Raw genomic sequence first — 21,713 nt, forward strand, 5'->3', positions numbered from 1 at the left:
GCGAATACGGCTCGCTTACATCCCGATCCGGACAGCGGGAGGAGGCGCTCGACCGGCAGCCGAAGATCTACGCTCGTTGCGTGGCTACTCGTGTACTCGTGGTGGACGACGACCCGACCGTGTCGAACGTGGTCTCGGCGTACCTGACCAAGGCCGGCTACGACGCCCGCGTGGTTGCCGACGGCGTGACCGCGGTCGAGGTCTGGCAGCAGTGGAAGCCCTCGGTGGTGGTGCTGGACGTGATGCTCCCCGGCCTGTCGGGGCTGGAAGTGTTGCGCCGGATGCGCGCGGCCGACGACGGCGCCGCTGTGATCATGCTGTCTGCCCGTGGCGAGGAGGAGGACCGGCTGGTCGGCCTGGAGTTCGGCGCCGACGACTATGTGGTCAAGCCGTTCAGTCCGCGGGAGCTGACCTTGCGGGTGCAGGCGATGCTGCGGCGGGAGGAACGCCTGGGCGGGTTGGACCTGACCCCGACCAAGCTGAGCGCTGGTCCGATCTCCGTCGACACAGCTGCGCGAACCGCCTTCCTCAACGATGCCGAGCTGTCGCTGACGCACCGCGAGTTCGACCTGCTGGCCTTCCTGGTCGCGCATCCTGGCAAGGCCTACACCAAGGCCGAGCTCCTTCGTCGGGTCTGGGGCTGGGACTTCGGCGACTCGTCCACCGTGACCGTGCACGTACGTCGATTGCGGGAGAAGATCGAGCTGGATCCGTCCGATCCGCGGCTGGTGCTGACCGTGCCGCGGACCGGCTACCGGTTCGCAGGTGAGGCCGGATGAACCGCGACACCGCCATGATCCTGGCGCTCACCACGGGGTGGACCCTCATCGTCGCCGCGATCGGCGGGCTGATCCTGTGGCAGTTCCGGCGCCGCTCGCTCCGCATCACCATGATCGTCGTGGCCCTCGCTCCGATGGCCGCCGCGCTCGCCGCCGTGCTGCAGAGCGTGCGGGCGATGTTCATCTCGGAACACGACTCACTCGTGGTGCTTTGGACGCTGGCGTTCTCGGCCCTGTTGGGCCTGGCGATGTCCGTCCTGCTCGGGCACTGGATCACCGCGGGCTCGCGTGACGTCGGCCGCCGCCTGCGCCACCTGGGTACGTCGTACGAGCCGGCTGCAGGCTCCAACGGCAGCGTGCCGGCCGAGCTCGCTGCGCTCACCGATGAACTGGAGCTGACCCGCAAACGGCTGGCCGCCTCCAGTGAACGAGAACGCGCGCTGGAAGCCAGCCGACGGGAACTGGTCGCCTTCATGTCTCACGATCTCCGTACGCCGCTCGCCGGGCTCCGGGCCGTCTCCGAAGGGCTGGAGGACGGGGTCGTCGACGATGTGCCAGGGGCGCTCAGGCAGATGCGGACGACGGTCGACCGGATGACGGGGCTGGTGGACGACCTGTTCGAGCTGTCCCGGTTGTCGGCGGCGCCACCTCCCAGGCGGAGGTCCGCGGTCAGCCTCCGGGAGCTCGCGGAGGACGTGGCTGGGGAGACTTGCGAACACGCCCGGTCGGAGGGTGTCTCACTGACCGTGGAGACGCCACCGGACGACGATCGGCTCGCAGTACATGGTGATGCCGACGAGCTCACCCGGGCGGTGACGGAACCTGGTCGGCAATGCGATTCGCCATACCGAACCGGGCGGAACTGTGAAGCTGGCGGTGGATCGCGAGGCGGACGGACGGGTTCGGCTCGCGGTGACGGATGGCTGTGGTGGCATACCTGACGACGACCTCGAGCGGGTGTTCGACATCGGCTGGCGCGGGGACGAGCAGCGCACACCGGCCAACGGGTCGAGCAGCGGCGGCGGTCTGGGGTTGGCGATCGCCCGCGGGGTGGTCGAGTCGCACGAAGGCAGCATCGCCGTGAACAACGTCGACGGCGGCTGCGCCTTCGAGATCGAACTCCCGCCGGTGGGGATCAGCTCCTGAGAATCACGGGGCTCACCCGGCCCAGTCCCGGACGGCTGAAGTCGTCCGCGGTTCGGCCTGCTGATCGGCCTGGGGCGTCTGTTACTAACCGGTGGACTCCTCGGCAAGACCACGCCCTGGTTCGGACGGGGTCGGTTGCGAGTGGCGCGGGGGTGAGCCGCGTCGACGCGAGATGGACTGGGCGGGCTGCGGACGCCCGGCCGGAGTGCGGTGCAGGCGCGTCTTGCCGGCGACATAGGCAGAGGCCGAGTGGTTATGTCGCGGCGCAGCACAACAACCAGGCCCACTCGGGCCGGCCGGGCTCGACCCGGTGACCACCACATGCGCGGGGATCTCGGGGCTGGCCCGGTGACGACCGCCTGTGCGGGGATCTCGGGGCTGGCCCGGTGACGACCGCCTGTGCGGGGATCTCGGGGCTGGCCCGGTGACGACCGCCTGTGCGGGGATCTCGGGGCTGGCCCGGTGACGACCGCCTGTGCGGGGATCTCGGGGTCGGCCCGGTGACGACCGCCTGTGCGGGGATCTCCGGGCTGACCCGGTGACGACCACATGCGCGGGGAGTCCGGCTGGTGCCGGGGATGGGGGCGGCGGGTTGCGGGTCGGCAGCCGAGCCGGGGTGGCACCCGGGGATCAGTTGCCGAGGAGATCGGCGATTCCGGTGGTGAGGTCGTAGTCGGGCTTCCAGCCGAGACGGGCGCGGATCCGGTCGGAGGACGCGGTGATGTGCCGGACGTCGCCGAGCCGGTAGGCGCCGGTGACGACCGGCGCGGGTCCGGCGTACGCGCGGGAGAGCTCTTCGGCCAGGTCGCCGATGGTCCGCACGGTTCCGCTGCCCACGTTGTACGCCGCGAACTGCGGGTGGTCCGTGCTGGCTGCGGTGGTGTTGGCGGCGGCGGTGATTGCGGTGGTGGTGATCGCGGTGGCTGCGGTGGTGACGGCGGTCGCGATGTCGCGGACGTGGATGAAGTCGCGGCGCTGGCGGCCGTCCTCGAAGACCTTGGGTGCCTCGCCGCGTTCCAGCGCCGAGCGGAAGAGAGCCGCGACGCCCGCGTACGGCGTATTGCGGGGCATGCCGGGTCCGTACACGTTGTGGAAGCGCATCGCCGCGACCCGGCCGCCGGTTTCCCTGGCCCAGGTGGCCGCGAGGTGTTCGCCGTTCAGCTTGGTCGCCGCGTAGGTGTTGCGGGGATCGGCTGCCGCTGACTCGTCGACGAGGCCCGGCCGAAGGGGCTCCCCGCAGCTCGGGCAGGGCGGCTCGAACTGGCGATGGTCGAGGTCTTCGATCCGACGGGGTCCGGGGGCGACGGGTCCGTGGCGGTCGCATTCGTAGCGGCCTTCGCCGTAGACAACCATCGAGCTGGCGTAGACCAGGTGGCGCACGTTCCGACGGCCCATCTCGCGGAGCAGCACGGCGGTTCCGAGGCTGTTGGTGCTGACGTAGTCGTCCATGTCGTCGAGGTCGTCGCCCAGCCCGACCTTGGCTGCGAGGTGGACGACTGTGTCGACTCCTGTCAGTGCCTTGCCGACCGCCTCGGCGTCTCGGATGTCAGCGACGAGGAGGTTCTCGGTCTGTGGTGGACGGTGGGTGTGGACATCGCGGCGGAGGGAATCGAGCACTGTGACCTCGTGGCCCTCAGCAACGAGTTGGGTATGGACGTGCCGGCCGATGAAGCCGGCGCCACCGGTCAGCAGGATCTTCACCAGAGGTCCTCTCCGGCGGTGCCGTCCAGCGAGTGGCGGCAACTGCAGTCGGTGTCGGGCTTGGGGAGCTGGCCGATCACCTCGGTGAGTAGGTTCTTCAGGCGCCCGATACTGCGGCCGAAGACGGCGATCACCTCGGCCTGCGTGACACCGTCGCCGGCCGCGATCCCCGCATCGTGGTCGGTGACCACGGCGACCGAGGTGTAGCAGAGTGCGAGCTCCCGGGCGATCGATGCCTCGGGGGCGCCGGTCATCCCGACGATCGACCAGCCCTGGTCGGCGTGCCAGCGCGACTCGGCGCGGGTGGAGAACCGGGGACCGTTGATCACCACCATGGTGCCGGTCGGGACCACCTCATCGTTGCCTGCGGCAATCACCGTCTGACGGCCGACAGCGCAGTACGGGTCGGCCGGCGAGACGTGGACGACCGGAGCGGCGACCCCGTCGTACACGGTGTGAGCACGGCCCCAGGTGCGGTCGACGAGCTGGTCGGGGACGACGAACGTGCCGGGGGTGAGTTCAGGTCGAAGCGATCCGACCGCGCACGGGCCGAGCACCTGGCGGACGCCGAGCTCGCGGAGTGCCCAGAGGTTGGCGCGGTAGTTCACCCGATGCGGCGGGAAGCGGTGGTCCGCGCCGTGCCGGGGGATGAAAGCGACCTCGCGGCCGTTCACCTCGCCGACGACCGGTGGTTCGCTGGGTGGCCCGAAGGGGGTGTCGACCTCGACCGGACGAGCTTCCGAGAGGAACGAGTAGAAGCCGGATCCGCCGATCACACCGATTTCTGCCATGGCTCCGACCCTAGGAGCCTCGCGGATGCCGACTACCCGATCCGGCTGGACCGTCAGCACTCCGTAATCCCGGCTGCCTTCGTCGAACTGCGGAGGGCTGGGAAGGCGCGGTCGGCGTCGGGCGGTGAGACTCCCGCAAGGTGTCGTCCACCTGCGGCGCAACGGAGGATGGTCGAATGGGCGGGTGGAGCTCGCCTGGGTGATCGTCGCGGTGGCGGCCGTGCTGCTCCTGCTGGGTGCCTATGGGAGTTGGACCGCTGGGCGGCTGGACCGGCTGCATCACCGGGTGGCGACTGCGCGTGCGGCCCTCGAGACGGAGCTCGCGCGCCGCTCGGCGCTCGTGGCAGAGCTGGCCGGCAGCGGGGTGCTGGATCCAGCGTCGTCGTTGCTGTTGCTGGACGCCGCGCATCGCGCCCGCGCCGCGAGCGAGGAGGAGCGCGAGCACTGTGAGTCGGCGTTGACCCGGGCGATCGGCGCGACCGGCACCGATGCGGAGCCCTGGGCGAGTGAGCTGGGCCTGGCGATGCGGCGGGTGCAGATGGCCCGGCGGTTCCACAACGACATAGTGGTGTCGACGCGGGAGTTGCGGAGGCGACGGCTGGTCACCTGGTTCCGGCTGGCCGGGCACGCGCCGATGCCAGGCACGATCGAGCTGGAGGACGGCAGTTGACGGTGACGGACGAGACCATCTTCGCCGCCGAGGCGGAGAAGTACCGGCATGAGTTGCGGGTGCATTGCTACCGCATGCTCGGCTCGTACGACGATGCCGAGGACCTCGTGCAGGAGACGTTGCTGCGGGCCTGGCGGAAGCGTAGGGACTTCGAGGAACGGTCGAGCTTCCGGGCCTGGTTGTACAGGATCGCGACCAACGCGTGCATCGACGAGTCGCGTCGCCCGCAGCGGGTGTTGCCGCACCAGCTCGAGCCGCCGTCGTTTCCTCCGAAGCCGCTGCCGGCGCGGGATGATCTGCCTTGGCTGCAGCCGTTCCCGGACGTCCTGCTCGACCGGGCCGAGGAACCCGACCAGAAGGTCGTCCGGCGCGAGACGATCGAGCTCGCGTTTCTCCTTGCCATCCAGCACCTACCGGCCCGGCAGCGGGCCGTGTTGATCTTCCGGGACGTGCTCGGCTGGTCGGCCAAGGACACCGCCGCGGCGACGGAGCTCACTGTGGCGGCGGTGAACAGCGCGCTGCAACGAGCCCGGCCGGTACTGCGGGAGCACCTGCCGTCGCGACGTCTGGACTGGGCCCCCTCGGGTGACCCGACGGCTGAGGAGCAGGCGCTGCTGGCGAAGTACATGGAGGCATTCGAACGGGCCGATCCGGCGGCGCTGGTCGCCCTGATGCACGAGGATGTGCGGATCACGATGCCGCCGTACCCGTTCTGGTTCCTCGGCCGAGCGGACGCCGAGCGCGCGATGGCCGCCAACCTCGATCCGGCCGGCAATTCGTACCGCGGTCACTGGCAGTTCCTGGTCGCCGGTCTGAACCGGCAGCCCGCGCTGGCGGCGTATCTCCGCGAGCCCGGCGACACGATCTACCGCCCGTTCGGCTTCGACGTCTTCCGTATCGAGAACGGCCTGATCGCGGAGATGACCGCCTTCGAGATCACCGATTTCGCCCGCTTCGGCCTCCCGGATCACTTGGCGTCGGCGTAGCACTCGACGATGGCGGTGGTGAAGGGGAAGCGGGTCGGGGTTGCGCCGAAGGTGATGCGGCCGGCCAGGTCGCCGGCGGCCTGGATCGCGGCGGCGACCTCGTCGGCCTCCTCCGCGGGGCAGTGCACGATCACCTCGTCGTGCTGGAAGAAGACGAGCTCGGCCTTGAGGTCCGTGATCGACTGCCGCAGCGCGGCCATCATCAGCAGCGCCCAGTCGGCGGCGCTGCCCTGGACCACGAAGTTCCGGGTGAAGCGGCCGCGCGCCCTGGTCCTGCGGCCGTCCACCTGTGGCTCGTCGGCGGGCGGACCTTCCAAGGTGGCTGCGTCCAGTTGGGAGCCGGACGGCGGGCACGTCCGGCCGAGCCAGGTCCGCACCAGCTTGCCCTCCTCGCCGGCCCGAGCGGCGTCATCCACGTAGGCGACCGCCTTGGGGAACCGCTTCCGGAGGTCGGCGAGGTTCTTCAGCCCGTCTCCCGACGTCTGCCCGTAGATAGCACCCAGTACGGCGATCTTGGCCTTCGCGCGATCACCCGAGAACGCCTTGTCCGAGACCGCCTTGTAGAGGTCGTCGGCGGCCCCGGCGACCTCCATCAGCGCCGGGTCGCGCGAGATCGCCGCGAGCACGCGGGGTTCCAGTTGGGCGGCGTCGGCGACCACCAGCCGCCAGCCCGGATCGGCGACCACCGCGCGACGAATCACCTTGGGGATCTGCAGCCCACCACCGCCGTTCGTGATCCAGCGGCCCGACACTGTGCCGCCGGGGACGAAGCCCGGGCGGAACCGGCCGTCGTGAACCCAGTCGTTCAGCCAGGTCCAGCCGTTGGCCGTGTAGATCCGGTAGAGCTTCTTGTATTCGACCAGTGGCTCGACTGCCGGGTGATCGATGGTCTGCAACTCCCAGCGGCGAGTGGAGTTGAGCTGGTATCCCGCCTGCTTGAACGCCTTCAGCACATCGGCAGGCAGGTCGGGTCTGACCCGCCGCCCGAAGGCATCCGAGACCTGATCGGCGAGTTCGGTCAACCGTCGCGGCTCACCGCCACCTGCGAATCGCTGTCCGAGCAGTTCGGTCAGCAACGCCCGATGGGTCTCCGCGCTCCACGGCAGGCCGGCGCGATCCATCTCGGCGGCGATGAGCATTCCGGACGACTCTGATGCCGTGAGCAACCGCATTCGGTCCGGGTGCTCGGCCTCTTGGTGCCGTCGGAGCTGGTCGGCATAAACCTTCAGCAGCGCCCCGAACGACACCGGCTCGGCCTCGATCTCGAACAGCGACGTCTGCTCGCCAGGGTCGGTTGCTCGCAGAGGTGGATCAGCAGGCACCGGCGAGTTCGTCAGCCGCGCCCACGCGGCCGCCGCCGACCGCGGCTCGCCCAGCCGCCCCTCGTGCCCGAGCAGCAACACCTCGGCACTCTCGATGTCGTAACACCGCTCCACCCGCACTCCGGCCGCGAGCAGGCGCGGATAGATCTCCGGCGTCGAGCGCCACACCCATCGGGTCACCTGTGGACGCGATCCCACCGCAGCCGCCAGATCCGCCTCGTGCCGGATCTCACCGGCAGGCTGACCGTCCGGATGCAAGGCGACGAGCAACGCCCCGCCACCCTCCGCCGGCGCCACCGCCCACCGCTCGTCCATACCCCCGATCCTTACACCGCCCACCGACAATTCCCCCCACCTTCACCTCCCCCCGCTGTGCGTCCGAAGAAGTGGGGGTCCTGCCCTCCACTTCTTCGGACGCAAGCTCCTAGCGAGGCGGTGGCGGGGTGGTAGTCCAGTGGTGGAAGACTGGACTTATGTGGCGGGGGAGCGACCTGGATCCGGCGGACGGGACGAAGACCGAGCAGGTCGAGGCGCTGGTGCTGCGCCGGATCGAACGCGGTGACCTGTCGATCGGGTCGAGGCTCCCCTCCGAGAGAGTGCTGGCCGAGCGACTCGGGCTCAGCCGCGTGACCGTAGTACGGGCTCTGGACCAGTTGCGGGCGGACGGCGTACTGGAGACCAAGCGCGGCTCCGGGACGCATGTGCGGCCGCTCGATCGGCTGCTGGATCCCATTGCGCCGGCCTCGACCGTCACTGCGGGAGATCAGCCCGTCCTGGATCTCCGGTTCGCCACCACGGCGGCTCCGCACGATGTGGCGGAGGTTGCTGCCCAGATCGTGGCCGACGGGCTGCCGCACGCGATGGGCGGCGACGGGCCGCCGCCCGGCGGATCAGTAGAGCTTCGTACTGCGTTGGCCGAGCGCCTCACTGTCGAGGGCGTTCCGACAGCGCCGGGCCAGCTCACCCTCACGGTTGGTGCCGCGGCTGGACTCAATGCGGCATTGGCCGGGCTGGACCTAGGACCCGGTGTGGCAATCACCGAGACCCCGACGTACCCGGCAGCCTTCGACCTCCTGCGGAAGCACCGGCTGGACGTGGTCGGGTGGCCTGCCGGTGTGTGGGACACCGACCAGCTCGCGCATCTGTGCAGGCGACACAAGCCGAAGGTGATCTATCTGCAGGCGGACAACCACAACCCGACCGGCCTGAGCCTGCCTGCCGACCGGCGGGCCGCCGTGGTCGAGATCGCCCGGCGATACGACGCGGCGCTGATCAGTGACGAGACCATGCGGCCGCTCTGGCTCGCGAGTGGAGACCAACCTGAGCCGCTCAGCCGCTACCCCCGTACTGTCAGCGTCGGATCGCTGAGCAAGACGGTATGGGGCGGGCTGCGGGTGGGTTGGGTCCGGACCGGCCGGCAGCTGCGCAGGCGGATCAACACGGCCGCCCAGCTCAGCGTCACCTCGCCCAGCGCCCTGGACGATCTGCTCGCGCAGGCGATCCTCGGCCGCCTCGACCGGGTGATCTCACGGCGCAAGACCCGGCTGCGGACCAACCTCGCGGCGTTGGAAGCTGGGCTGAAGACGCTCGACGGCGTTGCCTGGCCGACTCCGACCGGTGGGATGACGCTCTGGCTGGAGCTGACCGAAGTACGGGCCCGCCGGGTGCTGGAGACGGCTCGCGAACAGGGGTTGCTGCTGGGGGCAGGCGACCTGTTCACTCCGGACGGGACGGACCGGCGGCACATCCGGATTCCGTTCACCGCGCCGCCCGCCACGCTGCGGCTGGTGGTGGCCCGGCTGGGGACCGCGCTGGCTCAGTCCAGTTGATCTGAGGTGGACTGAAGATAAGCCGCTGTCGCGACCTAAGCTTGAGACGTGCCAAGCCGCGACCAGGAGGATGTAGTGACCGAGATCCAGAACAGCCCGCAGACCGGAACCGCCAAGGTCAAGCGGGGCATGGCGGAGATGCTCAAGGGCGGCGTGATCATGGACGTCGTCACGGCCGAGCAGGCGAAGATCGCCGAGGACGCCGGTGCCGTCGCGGTGATGGCGCTCGAGCGGGTCCCGGCCGACATCCGCGCCCAGGGCGGCGTCTCCCGGATGAGCGACCCCGACATGATCGACTCGATCATCAGCGCCGTCTCGATCCCGGTGATGGCCAAGGCCCGGATCGGCCACTTCGTCGAGGCGCAGGTGCTGCAGAGCCTCGGCGTCGACTACATCGACGAGTCCGAGGTGCTCACCCCGGCCGACTACGCGAACCACATCGACAAGTGGAACTTCACTGTTCCGTTCGTCTGTGGAGCGACCAACCTGGGCGAGGCGCTGCGCCGGATCACCGAGGGCGCGGCGATGATCCGCTCCAAGGGCGAGGCCGGCACCGGTGACGTCTCCAACGCGACCACCCACATGCGCCAGATCCGCCAGGAGCTCCGCAAGCTGCAGAACCTCCCCGAGGACGAGCTGTACGTCGCGGCCAAGGAGCTGCAGGCGCCGTACGAGCTGGTCAAGGAGGTCGCTGCCGCGGGCAAGCTGCCTGTCGTGCTGTTCACCGCCGGCGGCATCGCCACCCCGGCCGACGCCGCGATGATGATGCAGCTCGGTGCTGAGGGCGTGTTCGTCGGCTCCGGCATCTTCAAGTCGGGCAACCCGGCCCAGCGCGCCGAGGCGATCGTCAAGGCGACCACCTTCTATGACGACCCGGACGTGCTGGCCAAGGTGTCCCGCGGTCTCGGTGAGGCGATGGTCGGCATCAACGTCGACGAGATCCCGCAGCCGCACCGCCTGGCCGAGCGCGGCTGGTGACAGGAGTCGCCGGGCCGGCCGGTCTGCGCGCGGTCGACGATCGGACGGCCCGGGAGCTGCGGGGTCTCGCCCGCGTCCTGGTCCGGTCCGGGTACGCCGACCGCGCCGCCGCGACGGCCGCGCTGACCGAGGCCGTGCGCGAGGATGCTCCGTCGGCCGACGCCGGCTCATTGGTTCCCGAGCTCATCGACGAGGCAGTCGCGTCGCTGGCTGAGGACGCGGCCACCTGGCCGGCCGAGACGGACCCGGACCGGCTGGACGCAGTACTGGACGAGCTGGAATCGCTCGGGCTCGTGGTGGTCCGGTATACGTCGGACCATCACGCGGCTCGGCGGGTGCTCGAGTCGGCCGTGGAGCCGAGGGGGCTGGTGTTCTTCACCGACACCGACGTCTGGCATGCGGTCGACTTCGGGATGCTCGAGTTGAAGGTCTGGCACCCCGACACGGCCAACGTGGCGCCGGGGGAGCCGCTCCTGGAGGACCTGCTCGCGCTGCTGCGCGAACGCGGCCTGCCCGCGGTCTTCGACGAGGGCCGCATCGAGGTGACGGTGAATTGGCAACGCCGGGTGAAGCTGTGAGAGGAGAAGCGTGAGCAAGCCTGTGATCGGGGTCTTCGCGTTGCAGGGCAACGTGCGGGAGCACCTTGCGATGCTGGCGCAGGTCGGCGTCGAGGCCCGACCGGTACGGCGGCCGGCCGAGCTGGCGGCTGTCGACGGCCTGGTGCTGCCGGGTGGCGAGTCGACCACGATGGACAAGCTGGCCCGGTCGTTCGAGCTGTTCGAGCCGCTGCAGAAGCGGATCGCGGACGGCATGCCGACCTTCGGCACCTGCGCCGGGATGATCATGCTCGCGAACGAGATCACCGGCGGGATCGAGGGTCAGGAGACCCTCGGCGGGCTCGACGTGACGGTGCGCCGGAACGCCTTCGGGCGCCAGGTGGACTCGTTCGAGGCGGACCTGGAGTTCGCCGCGTTCGACACGCCGTACCACGCGGTGTTCATCCGGGCACCGTGGGTGGAACGGGTCGGCCGCGAGGTCGAGGTGCTCTCGACAGTGAGCTCTGGTCCGGCCGAAGGTAGGATCGTCGCGGTTCGCCACGATCGGCTGCTGGCCACGTCGTTCCATCCGGAAATGACCGGGGACGCCAGGCTGCACGGATATTTCGCCGATCTCGTGCGCGACCTCTAGTCAGCAGCAAGCGGTAGAAGGGTTGGGTTCGCGATGTCAGGCCACTCCAAATGGGCCACCACGAAACACAAGAAGGCGGTCATCGACTCGAGGCGCGCCAAGCTCTTCGCGAAGCTGATCAAGAACATCGAGGTGGCCGCCCGCACCGGCGGCGGCGACCTGGCCGGCAACCCCACCCTGTACGACGCGGTCCAGAAGGCGAAGAAGTCGTCCGTCCCGAACGACAACATCGACCGCGCGGTCAAGCGCGGGTCCGGCGCCGAGGCGGGTGGCGCGGACTGGCAGTCGATCACCTACGAGGGCTACGGCCCGAACGGTGTCGCGATGCTGATCGAGTGCCTGACCGACAACCGGAACCGGGCCGCGGCCGACGTACGGACCGCGATGACCCGCAACGGCGGCTCGCTCGCCGACCCGAACAGCGTCGCCTACCTGTTCAACCGCAAGGGTGTGATCGTGCTCGGCAAGGAGCAGGACGGCAAGAAGTTCACCGAGGACGACGTGATGGAGGCTGTGCTCGAGGCCGGCGCCGACGAGGTGAACGACCTGGGCGACTCCTTCGAGGTGATCAGCGAGGCCAGTGACCTGGTCAAGGTCCGGACCGCGCTGCAGGACGCCGGGATCGACTACGAGTCGGCCGACGCCTCGTTCGTGCCGTCGATGACGGTCGAGCTGGACGCCGACGGCGCCGGCAAGATCTTCCGGCTGATCGACGCCCTCGAAGACAGCGACGACGTGCAGAACGTCTTCGCCAACTTCGATGTCTCCGATGAGGTCATGGAGCAGGTGGGCTGACCGGGGTTGTCGCTTCCTCCACGGGCGGCGGCGGCCAGCGACGCAACGCGAGGATCGCTACCGCCATCGCGAGGATGAGCCCCATCAGGATGAGCAGTTCGATGCCCTGCGGGTTCCATCGGAACGATCGCTCGGCCTCGGCCGTCACGAGCAGGAGGCGGCGAACCCCGGCGATCAGTCCGACCACGAGGAAGGGCTCGGCCTGCAGTTGCTGTTCGGTGATCGTGATCCGCACGGTATGCAGTAGCTCGGCCACGATGAACAAGACGAGGGTCTTGTCGAGGATCGACAACACGACATCCAACGCGTTGTACGGGCCTCTGAGAGCCATGACAACGCTGTCGATCACGTCGATCAGCAACACGAGCGCCAGGACGGACAGCAGCACGGCGACCGCCACGTGGACCAGGTCCTCGATTGTCCGCAGGGAGCGGACGACTCGGGCGATCAGGCCGCTGCGATGGGCACGCATCAGGTTCATCAAGTCGTCATCCGACCCGACCTAGGCAATGGCGGCCAGCCGCTCTCTGTCTGATCGCCTAGCCAACTGTCTGTCCGCTTCCAGAGCGTGTCAACACCCGCGCCTGGGCGCCCTGGCCGCCGAAACAGTTGTGATCGACCTCGAAGTGACTGGCGGGTAACATGATCGCCATGGCGAATCAGGTGCTTGGGATGTGGGAGAAGTTCCGGGTCATGCCGGGTGGCACGCGGGCGTTCTCGGTGGCCTTCACCTGGAAGGCGCCGTACTTCCGGTCCATCCGGCCGCGGTTCGTCCACGTCAGCCCGAACTACGCGTCCCTGGTGCTGCCGAAGCGGCGGGCGGTGCAGAACCACATCGGCACGGTGCACGCCATCGCCGTGTGCAACGGGCTGGAGGCTGCCATGGGCGCCCTCGCCGAGGCGACCGTCCCGAGTGGGAAGCGCTGGCTCCCCAAGGGCATGGAGGTCGCCTACCTGGCGAAGTCGACGTCGGACCTCACCTGCTCTGCCGAGACGGATCCGGACGCCTGGACGGCCGGCCCCGACGTGCCGGTCCGGGTGAAGGCCACACGGGAAGACGGCACGGTGGTCGTCGAGGGCACTATCAATCTCTGGGTGACCGACAAGCGGTAATGCTCTCGCCCGGTGGCGGCGGCTCGTCGTAGGGTCTGGGCGTGACTGATGCCTTGCGACTCGTCGACATCACCGCGGCACACCTGGACGACGTGATCCGCGTCCGGTCCAGGTCCTTCGGACCGCTGGCGGCCGCGAACCGGGAAGAGTGGATCAAGGACGCGCAGGAGTTCATCGACGACGGCCGGTTCGTCGGTGTCGTGGATGGCGAAGAGGTGGTCGCCGCCGCCCGGTTCTGGGCCTTCCAGCAGTGGTGGGGTGGCCGGCAGGTGCCGATGGCCGGTGTCGCGGGCGTGGTCGTCGCACCGGAGTACCGGGGTCGTGGAGTCGGCAGCAAGCTGATGCGCGGCGTGCTCCAGCGCACCGCCGAGAAGGGCTTCCCGATCACCGCGCTCTACCCGGCCACGACGGTGATCTACCGGCACCTCGGCTACGAGTTCGGTGGCCACCGGTACCGTTTCTCCTTCCCTGCGGCCGATCTGCGCTCGCTCGGCGGCAAGGACGTGAGCATCCGCCGCGCCGGTCCGGACGACGCGGGTCGCCTGCTCGAACTCGTGGCCGAAGCCCACAGCACCGGCCGGAGCAGCGGACCGCTCGTCTGGGCCGAGTCGAAGGTGGCCGAGTGGCTGGAGGACGAGGACAACTTCGGCTACCTCGCCGAGGACGGTTTCGTCGTCTACAACTGGGACGACGGCGACCTGCGCGTCGACGAGATCATCGCCGGTTCTGAAGCCACCTCCCGTGCCCTGTGGGCAACCGTCGGGTCCGGCTCGTCCATCGCGAACACCGTGAAGGCGTATGTCGCTCCGAACGATCCCGTGCATCTGCTGGTCGAACACGAGGCCGACAAGCACGCTCAGCTGCAGCGGTGGATGCTCCGTATGGTCGATGCTCCGGCTGCGATCGCCGCACGCGGCTTTGCCACCGGCGTCTCGCTCGAGGCCGACCTGGACCTCGACGACGCCGAACTCAGCGGAAACACGGGCCGTTGGCACCTATCCGTCGCCGAGGGCTCGGGCCGGCTCACCACTTCCACCGCCACCGGTGACGCCCTCAGGCTCGGTGCCCGCGGACTAGCCGCCCTGTACGCCGGTACGCCGCTCGCTACGCTTCGCCGGTCCGGCCTGGCCGCAGGTGGATCCACCAGCGCGGACAGCGCGATCGACACTGCCTTCGCCGGCGCCCCGTCGTACATGCTCGACTACTTCTAAGCCGCGGCTAAGAATCCTTCACTTACCTAGTGCCCGTCCCTGTACTCCCAGAGAAGGGCACCGCCCCCAATGTTCGACACGATCAACGGTCTGCCGCTTCATCCCCTCATCGTCCACGCGGTGGTGGTTCTGCTGCCACTGTCGATTCTCGGCGTCCTGGCCCTGGTCATCAGGCCCCGCTGGCGCGCGAGATACGGCGTACTGGTCGCCGCGTGCGCCTTGATCGCGACCATCCTGATCCCGGTCGCGACCCAGAGCGGGGAGTCGCTGGAGAAGCGCGTCGGTGATCCCGGCCGGCACGCCCACCTCGGGGACCAGTTGCTCTGGTTCGCCATTCCGGTCCTCATCGTCGCCGTTGCCCTGGTGCTGGTGGAGCGTGGCGTCACCGATCGCATCGCCCGGCGGCCCGTGGCCGGCGCTGTGGTGTCGGTCGTGGCCGTCGTGGCTGCCGTGGCAGCGGGCGTGCAGGTCTACCGGGTCGGCGATTCCGGGGCACGCGCGGCTTGGGGCGATCAGGTCTCCGGTTCAGCCCAGGGCAAGTAGCCGGGGAGGCTCCCTGCCTGCCGCCGGCGCCTCGGCGAGTGCCACCCAGCACTCGGCGGGGCGCCTCGGCGCGTCGATTTCTTCGGTGGCGGGCTGGACTACTAGGGTTGTCGAACAAACGTTCGGAGGTGGTCCATGCGCGTGCTCGGCGTCGACCCGGGGCTCACCCGGTGTGGCCTCGGCATCGTCGACGGCACGTCCGGCCGGCCGCCCACGCTGGTCGCCGTCGGGGTGATCCGGACACCTGCCGACCTGGACGTGGCCAAGCGGCTGGTCCGGATCGAGACGGCCATCGAGGAATGGATCGCCGAGCACCGGCCGGACGCGGTCGCTGTGGAGCGGGTCTTCGCTCAGCACAACGTGCGGACGGTGATGGGCACGGCCCAGGCGTCGGGCGTGGCGATGGTGGTCGCCGCGCGCCACGGACTGCCGGTTGCGCTGCACACGCCGAGCGAGGTCAAGGCGGCGGTCACCGGTTCGGGCCGCGCCGACAAGGACCAGGTCACGACCATGGTGACCCGGATCCTGAAGCTGGCCGAGCGTCCGACGCCGGCTGATGCCGCCGACGCACTCGCGCTGGCGATCTGCCACGTGTGGCGCGGCGGTGTGACGAGCCGGCTGCAGGAGGCTTCGGAGGGCCGGGTGCATCTGGAGGCGCAGGCACAGGCTCAGTCGCGGCTTCAGGTCGCGAGGTTGCGGGCCGCGGTGGCGGCCCAAGGAGGGAAGCGATGATCGCGTTCGTGCGCGGCCCGGTGGCCGCGATCGGAGTGGACAGTTGCGTGATCGAGGTCGGGGGAGTCGGGCTGCAGCTCTACTGCCACCCCGGCACCTTGGCGACCCTGCGGCCTGGGCAGGAGTTCAAGCTGGCCACGTCGATGGTGGTGCGCGAGGACTCGCTGACCCTCTACGGCTTCGCCGACGCGGATGAGAAGGAGTTGTTCGAGCTGCTGCAGAGCGCGTCGGGCGTCGGCCCCAAGTTGGCCCAGGCGGCGCTCGCGGTGTTGAGCCCGGACCAGCTCCGACAGGCGGTCGCCTCGGAAGACCTGGCCATGCTGGTGAAGATCCCCGGCGTCGGTAAGAAGGTGGCGCAGCGGCTGGTGCTGGAGCTCAAGGACAAGATCGGGATGCCGTCGAAGATGGTCGCCGGGCGGCCGCTCCAGGCGACCGGGGCCTGGCGCGAGCAGGTGCACGCCGGTCTGGTCGGTCTCGGCTGGTCCGCTCGCGACGCCGACGACGCGGTCATCGCGGTGTCGCCGCTCGCTATCGACTCCGCCGAGCCGTCGGTGCCGGATCTGCTCCGGGCCGCCCTTCGCGCGCTGTCGAAGGCCTAGCGGATGGAAGACAACGTCAGGCCGCTGGTGTCCGCGGACGCGGTGGATCTCGAGGAACGCAAGATCGAGTCCGCCCTGCGGCCGCGCACCCTGGCCGAGTTCGGCGGGCAGCGCCGGGTCAGCGAGCAGCTGGAGCTCGTTCTGCATGCCGCCCGCGGGCGCAATCGAACCCCGGACCACGTGCTGCTGTCAGGCCCGCCCGGATTGGGCAAGACAACCCTGGCGATGATCATCGCGAGCGAGCTGTCCGCGCCGCTGCGGGTGACGAGCGGTCCGGCCATCCAGCACGCGGGTGACCTGGCGGCGATCCTGTCGGGGCTCAACGAGGGCGAGGTGCTCTTCCTCGACGAGATCCACCGGATGTCTCGCCCGGCTGAAGAACTGCTCTACATGGCGATGGAAGACTTCCGTGTCGACGTGATCGTCGGCAAGGGGCCGGGCGCCACCGCCATCCCGCTGGAAATCCCACCCTTCACGCTGGTCGGGGCGACCACCCGGGCCGGTCTGCTGCCGGGACCGCTGCGGGACAGGTTCGGATTCACCGGGCATCTGGAGTTCTACGACGCGGCCGAGCTGGAGAAGATCGTCAACCGGTCCGCGGCGCTGCTGGAGGTCGACATCACTCCTGAGGCCGCGGCCGAGATCGCCTCCCGGTCCCGCGGCACACCCCGGATCGCCAACCGGTTGCTCCGCCGCGTCCGCGACTACGCAGAGGTACGGGCCGACGGCATCGTGACGCTCGCGCTGTCCAAGGCGGCGCTCGAGCTGTACGAGGTGGACAAGATGGGCCTCGACCGGTTGGACCGGTCCGTGCTGGACGCTCTGTGCCGCCGCTTCGGCGGGGGACCGGTCGGGCTTTCGACGCTCGCGGTTGCGGTCGGCGAAGAACGTGAGACTGTGGAGGAAGTGGCCGAGCCGTTCCTGGTCCGGTCGGGCTACCTGGCGCGGACGCCGCGTGGTCGCGTCGCCACCCCGGCGGCGTGGCGGCATCTGGGCCTGGCGGTTCCGAAAGGCGCGACCTTCGCGGACACGCTTTTCGACACAGATGATGAATAAGGGGACCGAGTAACGCAAACGTGACCCCGCGTCATGCGGTACTTCTTGCCGCCCAGGGTTAGACTCCCCGGTGGCCTGATCCCCAGGTCATCCCGCTGCGACCTGCGCGCTTGAGCAGAGCGTGCGGGGCGCCCGTACCTACTCTCTACGAAGGATTCTGAGTCCCGATGGTATTGATCGCCGCACCGATGGCCTCCTCCGGTGGCTCGGGTATCACCTTGCTTCTCCCGCTGATTCTGATCGTCGGGATGATCTGGTTCATGAGCCGTACCCAGCGCAAGCAGCGCCAGAAGCAGGCCGACACGGTCGCCGCGCTCGCGCCGGGCACGAAGGTGATCACCACCAGCGGCGTGGTGGGCATCGTCGAGGAGGTCGACGACGAGTACGTCACGGTGGAGATCTCCGACGGCGTCCTGGTCCAGTTCGTCAAGCAGGCGATCGGCCGGGTGGTCCCCGAAGAGGCGCCGGCCGATGAGGTCGTCGAGGAGACTGCGGACGAGCCCGTCGACGAGACCGCCGACGAGAAGACCGATGAGGCCGCGCGGGACACGGTCGACGTACCGGAGACGGGGGCGGACAAGGTGCAGGACAAGGCCAAGCTGCCTCCCACGCACACCGAGAACTGATCACCCGTCCTATCGGCGTGCGGTGCGCAAGCGCCCCGGTGACGCTGCAGCGCGCCCAGTAACGCAAAGGTTGAATCACACGTGGCAACGACGACGACAACCCGCCCCGGGCGGCTCCTGATCGTCCTGGGAGTCATCCTGGTCCTGCTGTTCGGGATCATGGGACTCACCAAGACCTGGAAGCCCAAGCTGGGGCTGGACCTGCGGGGCGGCACAACCATCACGCTGACCGCCAAGTCGCTGGCCGGCGGCGGCAAGGTGACCGCGGAACAGCTCTCCGAGGCGAAGAACATCATCTCCCAGCGGGTGAACGGCGCCGGTGTCGGCGAAGCGGAGATCACCACGTCGGGAGCCGACCACATCAACGTGGCCGTGCCCGGATCCAACCAGGACAGCCTGGTCAAGCAGATCGGCCAGACCGCTCTGCTGTACTTCCGGGTCGTGTACGACGCCCAGCCGGGTGCGCCCGTGCCGACGCCGTCACCCTCGGCGACGCCCACCGGGAAGCCGTCGGCCACGCCGAAACCCAGCACCACGCCGAAGGCCAGCACCACCATCAAGCCGTCGGGGACGCCCTCGGCGACGCCGAAGGGGCGCGCCTACAGCAGCGTGCTGGGGGCTGCGACCCCGACGCCGACTCCCAAGCCGAGCACCCCGGTGCCGTCGACGCCCGCCACGCCGCCCGCGGCCGCCGGTGACCCCCTGAACTACACGCCCGACGCGACGACGCAGGCTGCCTTCGCGTCGTTCCAGTGCACTGGTAAGAAGCCGGACGCGTCGCAGGACGACCCGAACAAGCCGCTGATCGCCTGCGACCGCGCCGGTCAGTACAAGTACCTGCTCGGCCCCGCGATCCTGAAGGGCACCGACCTGACCGACGCCAGCGCAGGCATCCCGCAGGGTGGCTTCCAGTGGCAGGTCAACCTGAAGTTCAGCGGTCAGGGCGGCGACAAGTTCCTCAAGGCGACCACCGCCATCGCGCAGCGTCCGCAGGGGCAGAACCTGTTCGCGATCGTGCTGGACGGCGAGGCGATCTCGACCCCGAGCGTGTCGGGCCCGATCCCGGGTGGTCAGGCGCAGATCACCGGCTCGTTCACCGAGGCCGAGGCACGCGATCTGGCGAACGTGCTGAAGTACGGCGCGCTGCCGGTGTCCTTCGAGACCTCGACGGTCGAGACTGTGTCGCCGCAGCTCGGTGGCGACCAGCTGTCGGCCGGTATCACGGCCGGCATCATCGGCCTGGCGCTGGTGATCATCTTCTCGTTCCTGTACTACCGGGGCCTCGGTCTCGTCGTGGTGATGTCGCTGGGTGCGGCCGCGGCGCTCACCTACGCTTCGGTGGTGCTGCTCGGCAAGTCGATCGGCTTCACTTTGACCCTGGCCGGTATAGCCGGTCTGATCGTGGCGATCGGTATCACCGCGGACTCGTTCGTCATCTACTTCGAACGACTCCGCGATGAAGTCAGAGAAGGTCGCAGCCTGCGCTCCTCGGTGGAGACCGGCTGGGCCCGCGCCAAGCACACCATCATCGCGGCCGACTCGATCTCGCTGCTCGCCGCCGTGGTGCTCTACATCCTCGCGGTCGGCGGCGTGAAGGGCTTCGCCTTCACCCTCGGCCTGACCACGCTGATCGACCTGTTGGTGGTCTTCATCTTCACCAAGCCGATCGTCACGCTGCTGGCCCGGACCGACTTCTTCGGTCACGGCCACAAGCTGTCCGGTCTCGACCCCGAGCACCTCGGCGTCGAGCGGTTGCCCGGCCAGATGAAACCGACGGCCCGTCCGGCCAAGCCGACGACGCGCAAGCCCGTGGGAGGCGAGGTCTGATGTCGAAGCTCGGAAGCATCGGTGCCCGGTTGCACCGCGGTGAGGTCTCCTACGACTTCATCGGCAAGCGCAGGCTGTGGTTCACCATCTCGATCGTCCTGGTGGTCGTCTCGCTGGCCGGCCTGTTCGCCCGCGGTCTTGCCCTCGGCATCGAGTTCAAGGGCGGCGTCGAGTACCAGACCAACGTGAAGGTCACCAGCAGCACCGTGGACGACTTCACCGCCGCGGTGAAGGCGACCAACGCCAAGGACCTCGGTGACCCGATCGTCACCACGGTCAACAACGACAAGGTCTCGATTCAGACCCGGCCGCTGAGCCAGGACGACATCACCAAGGTCCGGACCGCCGTCGCCAAGCAGGCCGGCGTCACGGTCGACAAGGTGAGCACCCAGCAGATCGGTGCGTCGTGGGGTAGTCAGATCGCGAACAAGGCGATCTGGGCCCTGATCGTGTTCCTGGTGCTGGTCTTCCTGGTGATCTGGGCCTACTTCCGAGAACCGAAGGCCTCGATGGCCGCGATCATCGCGTTGGTGCACGACGTCACCATCACGGTCGGCGTCTACGCGCTGATCGGCTTCGACGTCACGCCCTCCACCGTGATCGGCGTACTGACCATCCTGGGTTACTCGCTGTACGACACGGTCGTGGTGTTCGACAAGGTCCGCGAGAACACCCGCGGCATCACCGGAAACAACCGTTTCACCTACAGCGACGCGACCAACCTGGCCGTGAACCAGACCATCGTGCGGTCGATCAACACCACGCTGATCGCGCTGCTGCCGGTCGGTTCGATTCTGGTCGTCGGCACCTTCGTGCTGGGCACCGGCCCGTTGAAGGACCTGTCGCTCGCGCTGTTCGTCGGTATCGCGGTCGGTGCGTACTCGTCGATCTTCATCGCCCCGGCGTTGCTGGCGGTCTTCAAGGAGCGCGAGCCGGGCATGCAGGCGCTGCGTCGTCGGGTGCTCGCCAAGCGCGGCGGGACCGTCACGACGGCTTCTGGCGCGCCGGTGCCGGTGGCTGCCACGGCCGGAGCCACCGCGGTCGGGAACGAGCCCGCTGCCCGGAAGCAGGACCGGCCGAAGGCTGGTACGCCGGTGGCGTCGAGCCGTCCGGTGAAGTCGTCGAGCGGCGCCGGCAGGCCGCAGCCGAGTCGCAAGCCGCGGTCCAAGCGCGGTAAGTGATGCGTTCGCTGGAAGAGATCCTGAAGGACGGCATCCGCGACATCCCGGACTACCCGCAGGCGGGAGTGGTGTTCAAGGACATCACCCCGCTGCTGGCCGACCACGAAGGCTTCAGCCAGGTGGTCCAGGCGCTCGCGGCGTCCGGCCGGGATGCCGACGGCAACGTCGTGGTCGACAAGGTGGTCGGGATCGAGGCCCGTGGCTTCATCCTGGCCGCCCCGGTCGCGCTCGCCCTCGGCGCCGGCTTCGTGCCGGTCCGGAAGAAGGGCAAACTGCCGGCCGCGACCTACGAGGAGTCGTACGCGCTGGAGTACGGAAAGGCCACCATCGAGGTCCACCAGGATGCCTTCGAGCCGGGGGACCGGGTGCTGGTGATCGACGACGTGCTGGCGACCGGAGGCACGGTCGAGGCCTGCCTGCGTCTCGTACGGCGTTGTGGCGCCGAGGTGGTCGGCACCGCGGTGCTGCTGGAACTGTCCTTCCTGCCGGGCCGGGAGCGGCTCGCGGGGGAGCAGTTGACCGCCGTCGTGACGGTCTGAACCAGGCCTTCGTCACTGTCTGAAGTCAGTTGTCACGTCAAATCGGCGTGTTGTCCACAGGCCGTGTCTGCCTGGTTGGCTGCTTCCCCCTAGACTGGTGC

At 69.0% G+C, this 21,713-nt stretch carries 24 protein-coding genes; 20 read left to right on the top strand and 4 right to left on the bottom strand.

Going from position 1 to position 21,713, the window contains the following annotated elements:
- Positions 1-80: 80 nt before the first annotated feature.
- The 3 genes from ABD210_RS19345 to ABD210_RS19355 are packed head-to-tail and all read left to right on the top strand — an operon-like array spanning position 81 to position 1,925.
- Complete coding sequence (locus ABD210_RS19345; protein ID WP_344113121.1) at positions 81-779, top strand: response regulator transcription factor; 699 nt, start codon at positions 81-83, stop codon at positions 777-779.
- The gene (locus tag ABD210_RS19350) at positions 776-1,720 is read left to right on the top strand and encodes a sensor histidine kinase (RefSeq protein WP_344113122.1); all 945 of its coding nucleotides are present in this window, start codon (positions 776-778) and stop codon (positions 1,718-1,720) included. Before ABD210_RS19345 ends, ABD210_RS19350 begins: the two co-directional genes overlap by 4 nt.
- Positions 1,656-1,925, top strand: a complete 270-nt coding sequence (locus tag ABD210_RS19355) for an ATP-binding protein (protein ID WP_344113123.1) — start codon at positions 1,656-1,658, stop codon at positions 1,923-1,925. The genes ABD210_RS19350 and ABD210_RS19355 overlap by 65 nt, the downstream gene beginning before the upstream one ends.
- Positions 1,926-2,555: 630 nt before the next feature.
- Here the strand turns inward: ABD210_RS19355 and ABD210_RS19360 are convergent.
- Both ABD210_RS19360 and ABD210_RS19365 read right to left on the bottom strand, forming a co-directional pair.
- Entirely contained in the window at positions 2,556-3,626 is a 1,071-nt protein-coding gene (locus ABD210_RS19360) for an NAD-dependent epimerase/dehydratase family protein (protein WP_344113125.1), read from the bottom strand.
- Positions 3,623-4,417: an S-methyl-5'-thioadenosine phosphorylase gene (locus ABD210_RS19365; RefSeq protein ID WP_344113127.1), complete on the bottom strand. Its 795-nt coding sequence runs from the start codon at positions 4,415-4,417 to the stop codon at positions 3,623-3,625. The genes ABD210_RS19360 and ABD210_RS19365 overlap by 4 nt, the downstream gene beginning before the upstream one ends.
- A gap of 184 nt (positions 4,418-4,601) precedes the next feature.
- Here ABD210_RS19365 and ABD210_RS19370 point away from each other — a divergent pair, with 184 nt between their 5' ends.
- Both ABD210_RS19370 and ABD210_RS19375 read left to right on the top strand, forming a co-directional pair.
- Positions 4,602-5,087 (top strand): hypothetical protein, encoded by a 486-nt coding sequence (locus ABD210_RS19370; RefSeq protein ID WP_344113128.1) that lies wholly within the window; start codon positions 4,602-4,604, stop codon positions 5,085-5,087.
- Between the two features lie 2 nt (positions 5,088-5,089).
- On the top strand, positions 5,090-6,073 hold the full coding sequence (locus tag ABD210_RS19375; protein WP_344113129.1) for an RNA polymerase subunit sigma-70: 984 nt from the start codon (positions 5,090-5,092) through the stop codon (positions 6,071-6,073).
- On the opposite strand, the gene ABD210_RS19380 is transcribed toward ABD210_RS19375, so the two are convergent.
- The gene (locus ABD210_RS19380; RefSeq protein WP_344113131.1) at positions 6,055-7,710 is read right to left on the bottom strand and encodes a bifunctional 3'-5' exonuclease/DNA polymerase; all 1,656 of its coding nucleotides are present in this window, start codon (positions 7,708-7,710) and stop codon (positions 6,055-6,057) included. The genes ABD210_RS19375 and ABD210_RS19380 overlap by 19 nt on opposite strands.
- A gap of 158 nt (positions 7,711-7,868) precedes the next feature.
- Here ABD210_RS19380 and ABD210_RS19385 point away from each other — a divergent pair, with 158 nt between their 5' ends.
- From ABD210_RS19385 to ABD210_RS19405, 5 genes are all read left to right on the top strand, one after another.
- On the top strand, positions 7,869-9,224 hold the full coding sequence (locus tag ABD210_RS19385) for an aminotransferase-like domain-containing protein (protein WP_344113132.1): 1,356 nt from the start codon (positions 7,869-7,871) through the stop codon (positions 9,222-9,224).
- 75 nt (positions 9,225-9,299) lie between these two features.
- Entirely contained in the window at positions 9,300-10,202 is a 903-nt protein-coding gene (gene pdxS / locus ABD210_RS19390) for a pyridoxal 5'-phosphate synthase lyase subunit PdxS (protein ID WP_344113134.1), read from the top strand.
- Positions 10,199-10,780 (top strand): DUF6891 domain-containing protein, encoded by a 582-nt coding sequence (locus tag ABD210_RS19395; RefSeq protein ID WP_344113136.1) that lies wholly within the window; start codon positions 10,199-10,201, stop codon positions 10,778-10,780. The genes pdxS and ABD210_RS19395 overlap by 4 nt, the downstream gene beginning before the upstream one ends.
- 10 nt (positions 10,781-10,790) lie before the next feature.
- Complete coding sequence (gene pdxT, locus ABD210_RS19400) at positions 10,791-11,390, top strand: pyridoxal 5'-phosphate synthase glutaminase subunit PdxT (RefSeq protein ID WP_344113138.1); 600 nt, start codon at positions 10,791-10,793, stop codon at positions 11,388-11,390.
- Positions 11,391-11,423: 33 nt separating this feature from the next.
- Positions 11,424-12,185 carry a YebC/PmpR family DNA-binding transcriptional regulator gene (locus ABD210_RS19405; RefSeq protein WP_344113139.1) on the top strand — a complete coding sequence of 254 codons (762 nt, stop codon included), beginning with the start codon at positions 11,424-11,426 and terminating at the stop codon, positions 12,183-12,185.
- Here the strand turns inward: ABD210_RS19405 and ABD210_RS19410 are convergent.
- On the bottom strand, positions 12,166-12,666 hold the full coding sequence (locus ABD210_RS19410) for a phosphate-starvation-inducible PsiE family protein (protein WP_344113141.1): 501 nt from the start codon (positions 12,664-12,666) through the stop codon (positions 12,166-12,168). The two genes, ABD210_RS19405 and ABD210_RS19410, sit on opposite strands and share 20 nt — an antisense overlap.
- A gap of 170 nt (positions 12,667-12,836) precedes the next feature.
- On the opposite strand from ABD210_RS19410, the gene ABD210_RS19415 reads away from it, so the two are divergent.
- From ABD210_RS19415 to ABD210_RS19460, 10 genes are all read left to right on the top strand, one after another.
- Positions 12,837-13,298 (top strand): hotdog fold domain-containing protein, encoded by a 462-nt coding sequence (locus ABD210_RS19415; RefSeq protein ID WP_344113142.1) that lies wholly within the window; start codon positions 12,837-12,839, stop codon positions 13,296-13,298.
- A 41-nt stretch (positions 13,299-13,339) separates the two neighbouring features.
- Positions 13,340-14,509, top strand: coding sequence for a GNAT family N-acetyltransferase (locus tag ABD210_RS19420; RefSeq protein ID WP_344113143.1), 1,170 nt, complete (start codon positions 13,340-13,342; stop codon positions 14,507-14,509).
- A 69-nt stretch (positions 14,510-14,578) separates the two neighbouring features.
- Positions 14,579-15,052, top strand: a complete 474-nt coding sequence (locus tag ABD210_RS19425) for a DUF2231 domain-containing protein (protein WP_344113144.1) — start codon at positions 14,579-14,581, stop codon at positions 15,050-15,052.
- A 135-nt stretch (positions 15,053-15,187) separates the two neighbouring features.
- Positions 15,188-15,784: a crossover junction endodeoxyribonuclease RuvC gene (gene ruvC / locus ABD210_RS19430; protein WP_344113145.1), complete on the top strand. Its 597-nt coding sequence runs from the start codon at positions 15,188-15,190 to the stop codon at positions 15,782-15,784.
- Positions 15,781-16,383, top strand: a complete 603-nt coding sequence (ruvA, locus tag ABD210_RS19435) for a Holliday junction branch migration protein RuvA (protein ID WP_344113147.1) — start codon at positions 15,781-15,783, stop codon at positions 16,381-16,383. Before ruvC ends, ruvA begins: the two co-directional genes overlap by 4 nt.
- A gap of 3 nt (positions 16,384-16,386) precedes the next feature.
- Positions 16,387-17,439, top strand: a complete 1,053-nt coding sequence (gene ruvB / locus ABD210_RS19440) for a Holliday junction branch migration DNA helicase RuvB (RefSeq protein WP_344113148.1) — start codon at positions 16,387-16,389, stop codon at positions 17,437-17,439.
- Positions 17,440-17,606: 167 nt separating this feature from the next.
- Positions 17,607-18,065 carry a preprotein translocase subunit YajC gene (gene yajC / locus ABD210_RS19445; protein ID WP_344113149.1) on the top strand — a complete coding sequence of 153 codons (459 nt, stop codon included), beginning with the start codon at positions 17,607-17,609 and terminating at the stop codon, positions 18,063-18,065.
- 81 nt (positions 18,066-18,146) lie between these two features.
- On the top strand, positions 18,147-19,892 hold the full coding sequence (secD, locus tag ABD210_RS19450) for a protein translocase subunit SecD (protein ID WP_344113150.1): 1,746 nt from the start codon (positions 18,147-18,149) through the stop codon (positions 19,890-19,892).
- Positions 19,892-21,073, top strand: coding sequence for a protein translocase subunit SecF (secF, locus tag ABD210_RS19455; RefSeq protein ID WP_344113151.1), 1,182 nt, complete (start codon positions 19,892-19,894; stop codon positions 21,071-21,073). Before secD ends, secF begins: the two co-directional genes overlap by 1 nt.
- On the top strand, positions 21,073-21,612 hold the full coding sequence (locus ABD210_RS19460; protein ID WP_344113152.1) for an adenine phosphoribosyltransferase: 540 nt from the start codon (positions 21,073-21,075) through the stop codon (positions 21,610-21,612). Before secF ends, ABD210_RS19460 begins: the two co-directional genes overlap by 1 nt.
- The last annotated feature ends 101 nt before the right edge of the window (positions 21,613-21,713 follow it).

It is taken from the genome of Kribbella alba (assembly GCF_039529635.1).
Lineage (GTDB): Bacteria > Actinomycetota > Actinomycetes > Propionibacteriales > Kribbellaceae > Kribbella > Kribbella alba.

Bases quoted from the DNA above. Each gene is read 5' to 3' on its own strand.
- secF (WP_344113151.1), top strand. From the start codon at position 19,892: ATGTCGAAGCTCGGAAGCATCGGTGCCCGGTTGCACCGCGGTGAGGTC.
- ABD210_RS19425 (WP_344113144.1), top strand. From the start codon at position 14,579: ATGTTCGACACGATCAACGGTCTGCCGCTTCATCCCCTCATCGTCCAC.
- yajC (WP_344113149.1), top strand. From the start codon at position 17,607: ATGGTATTGATCGCCGCACCGATGGCCTCCTCCGGTGGCTCGGGTATC.
- ABD210_RS19415 (WP_344113142.1), top strand. From the start codon at position 12,837: ATGGCGAATCAGGTGCTTGGGATGTGGGAGAAGTTCCGGGTCATGCCG.
- ABD210_RS19405 (WP_344113139.1), top strand. From the start codon at position 11,424: ATGTCAGGCCACTCCAAATGGGCCACCACGAAACACAAGAAGGCGGTC.
- ABD210_RS19410 (WP_344113141.1), bottom strand. From the start codon at position 12,666: ATGAACCTGATGCGTGCCCATCGCAGCGGCCTGATCGCCCGAGTCGTC.
- ABD210_RS19385 (WP_344113132.1), top strand. From the start codon at position 7,869: ATGTGGCGGGGGAGCGACCTGGATCCGGCGGACGGGACGAAGACCGAG.
- ruvB (WP_344113148.1), top strand. From the start codon at position 16,387: ATGGAAGACAACGTCAGGCCGCTGGTGTCCGCGGACGCGGTGGATCTC.
- ruvA (WP_344113147.1), top strand. From the start codon at position 15,781: ATGATCGCGTTCGTGCGCGGCCCGGTGGCCGCGATCGGAGTGGACAGT.
- ABD210_RS19380 (WP_344113131.1), bottom strand. From the start codon at position 7,710: ATGGACGAGCGGTGGGCGGTGGCGCCGGCGGAGGGTGGCGGGGCGTTG.
- ruvC (WP_344113145.1), top strand. From the start codon at position 15,188: ATGCGCGTGCTCGGCGTCGACCCGGGGCTCACCCGGTGTGGCCTCGGC.
- ABD210_RS19350 (WP_344113122.1), top strand. From the start codon at position 776: ATGAACCGCGACACCGCCATGATCCTGGCGCTCACCACGGGGTGGACC.
- ABD210_RS19460 (WP_344113152.1), top strand. From the start codon at position 21,073: ATGCGTTCGCTGGAAGAGATCCTGAAGGACGGCATCCGCGACATCCCG.
- ABD210_RS19365 (WP_344113127.1), bottom strand. From the start codon at position 4,417: ATGGCAGAAATCGGTGTGATCGGCGGATCCGGCTTCTACTCGTTCCTC.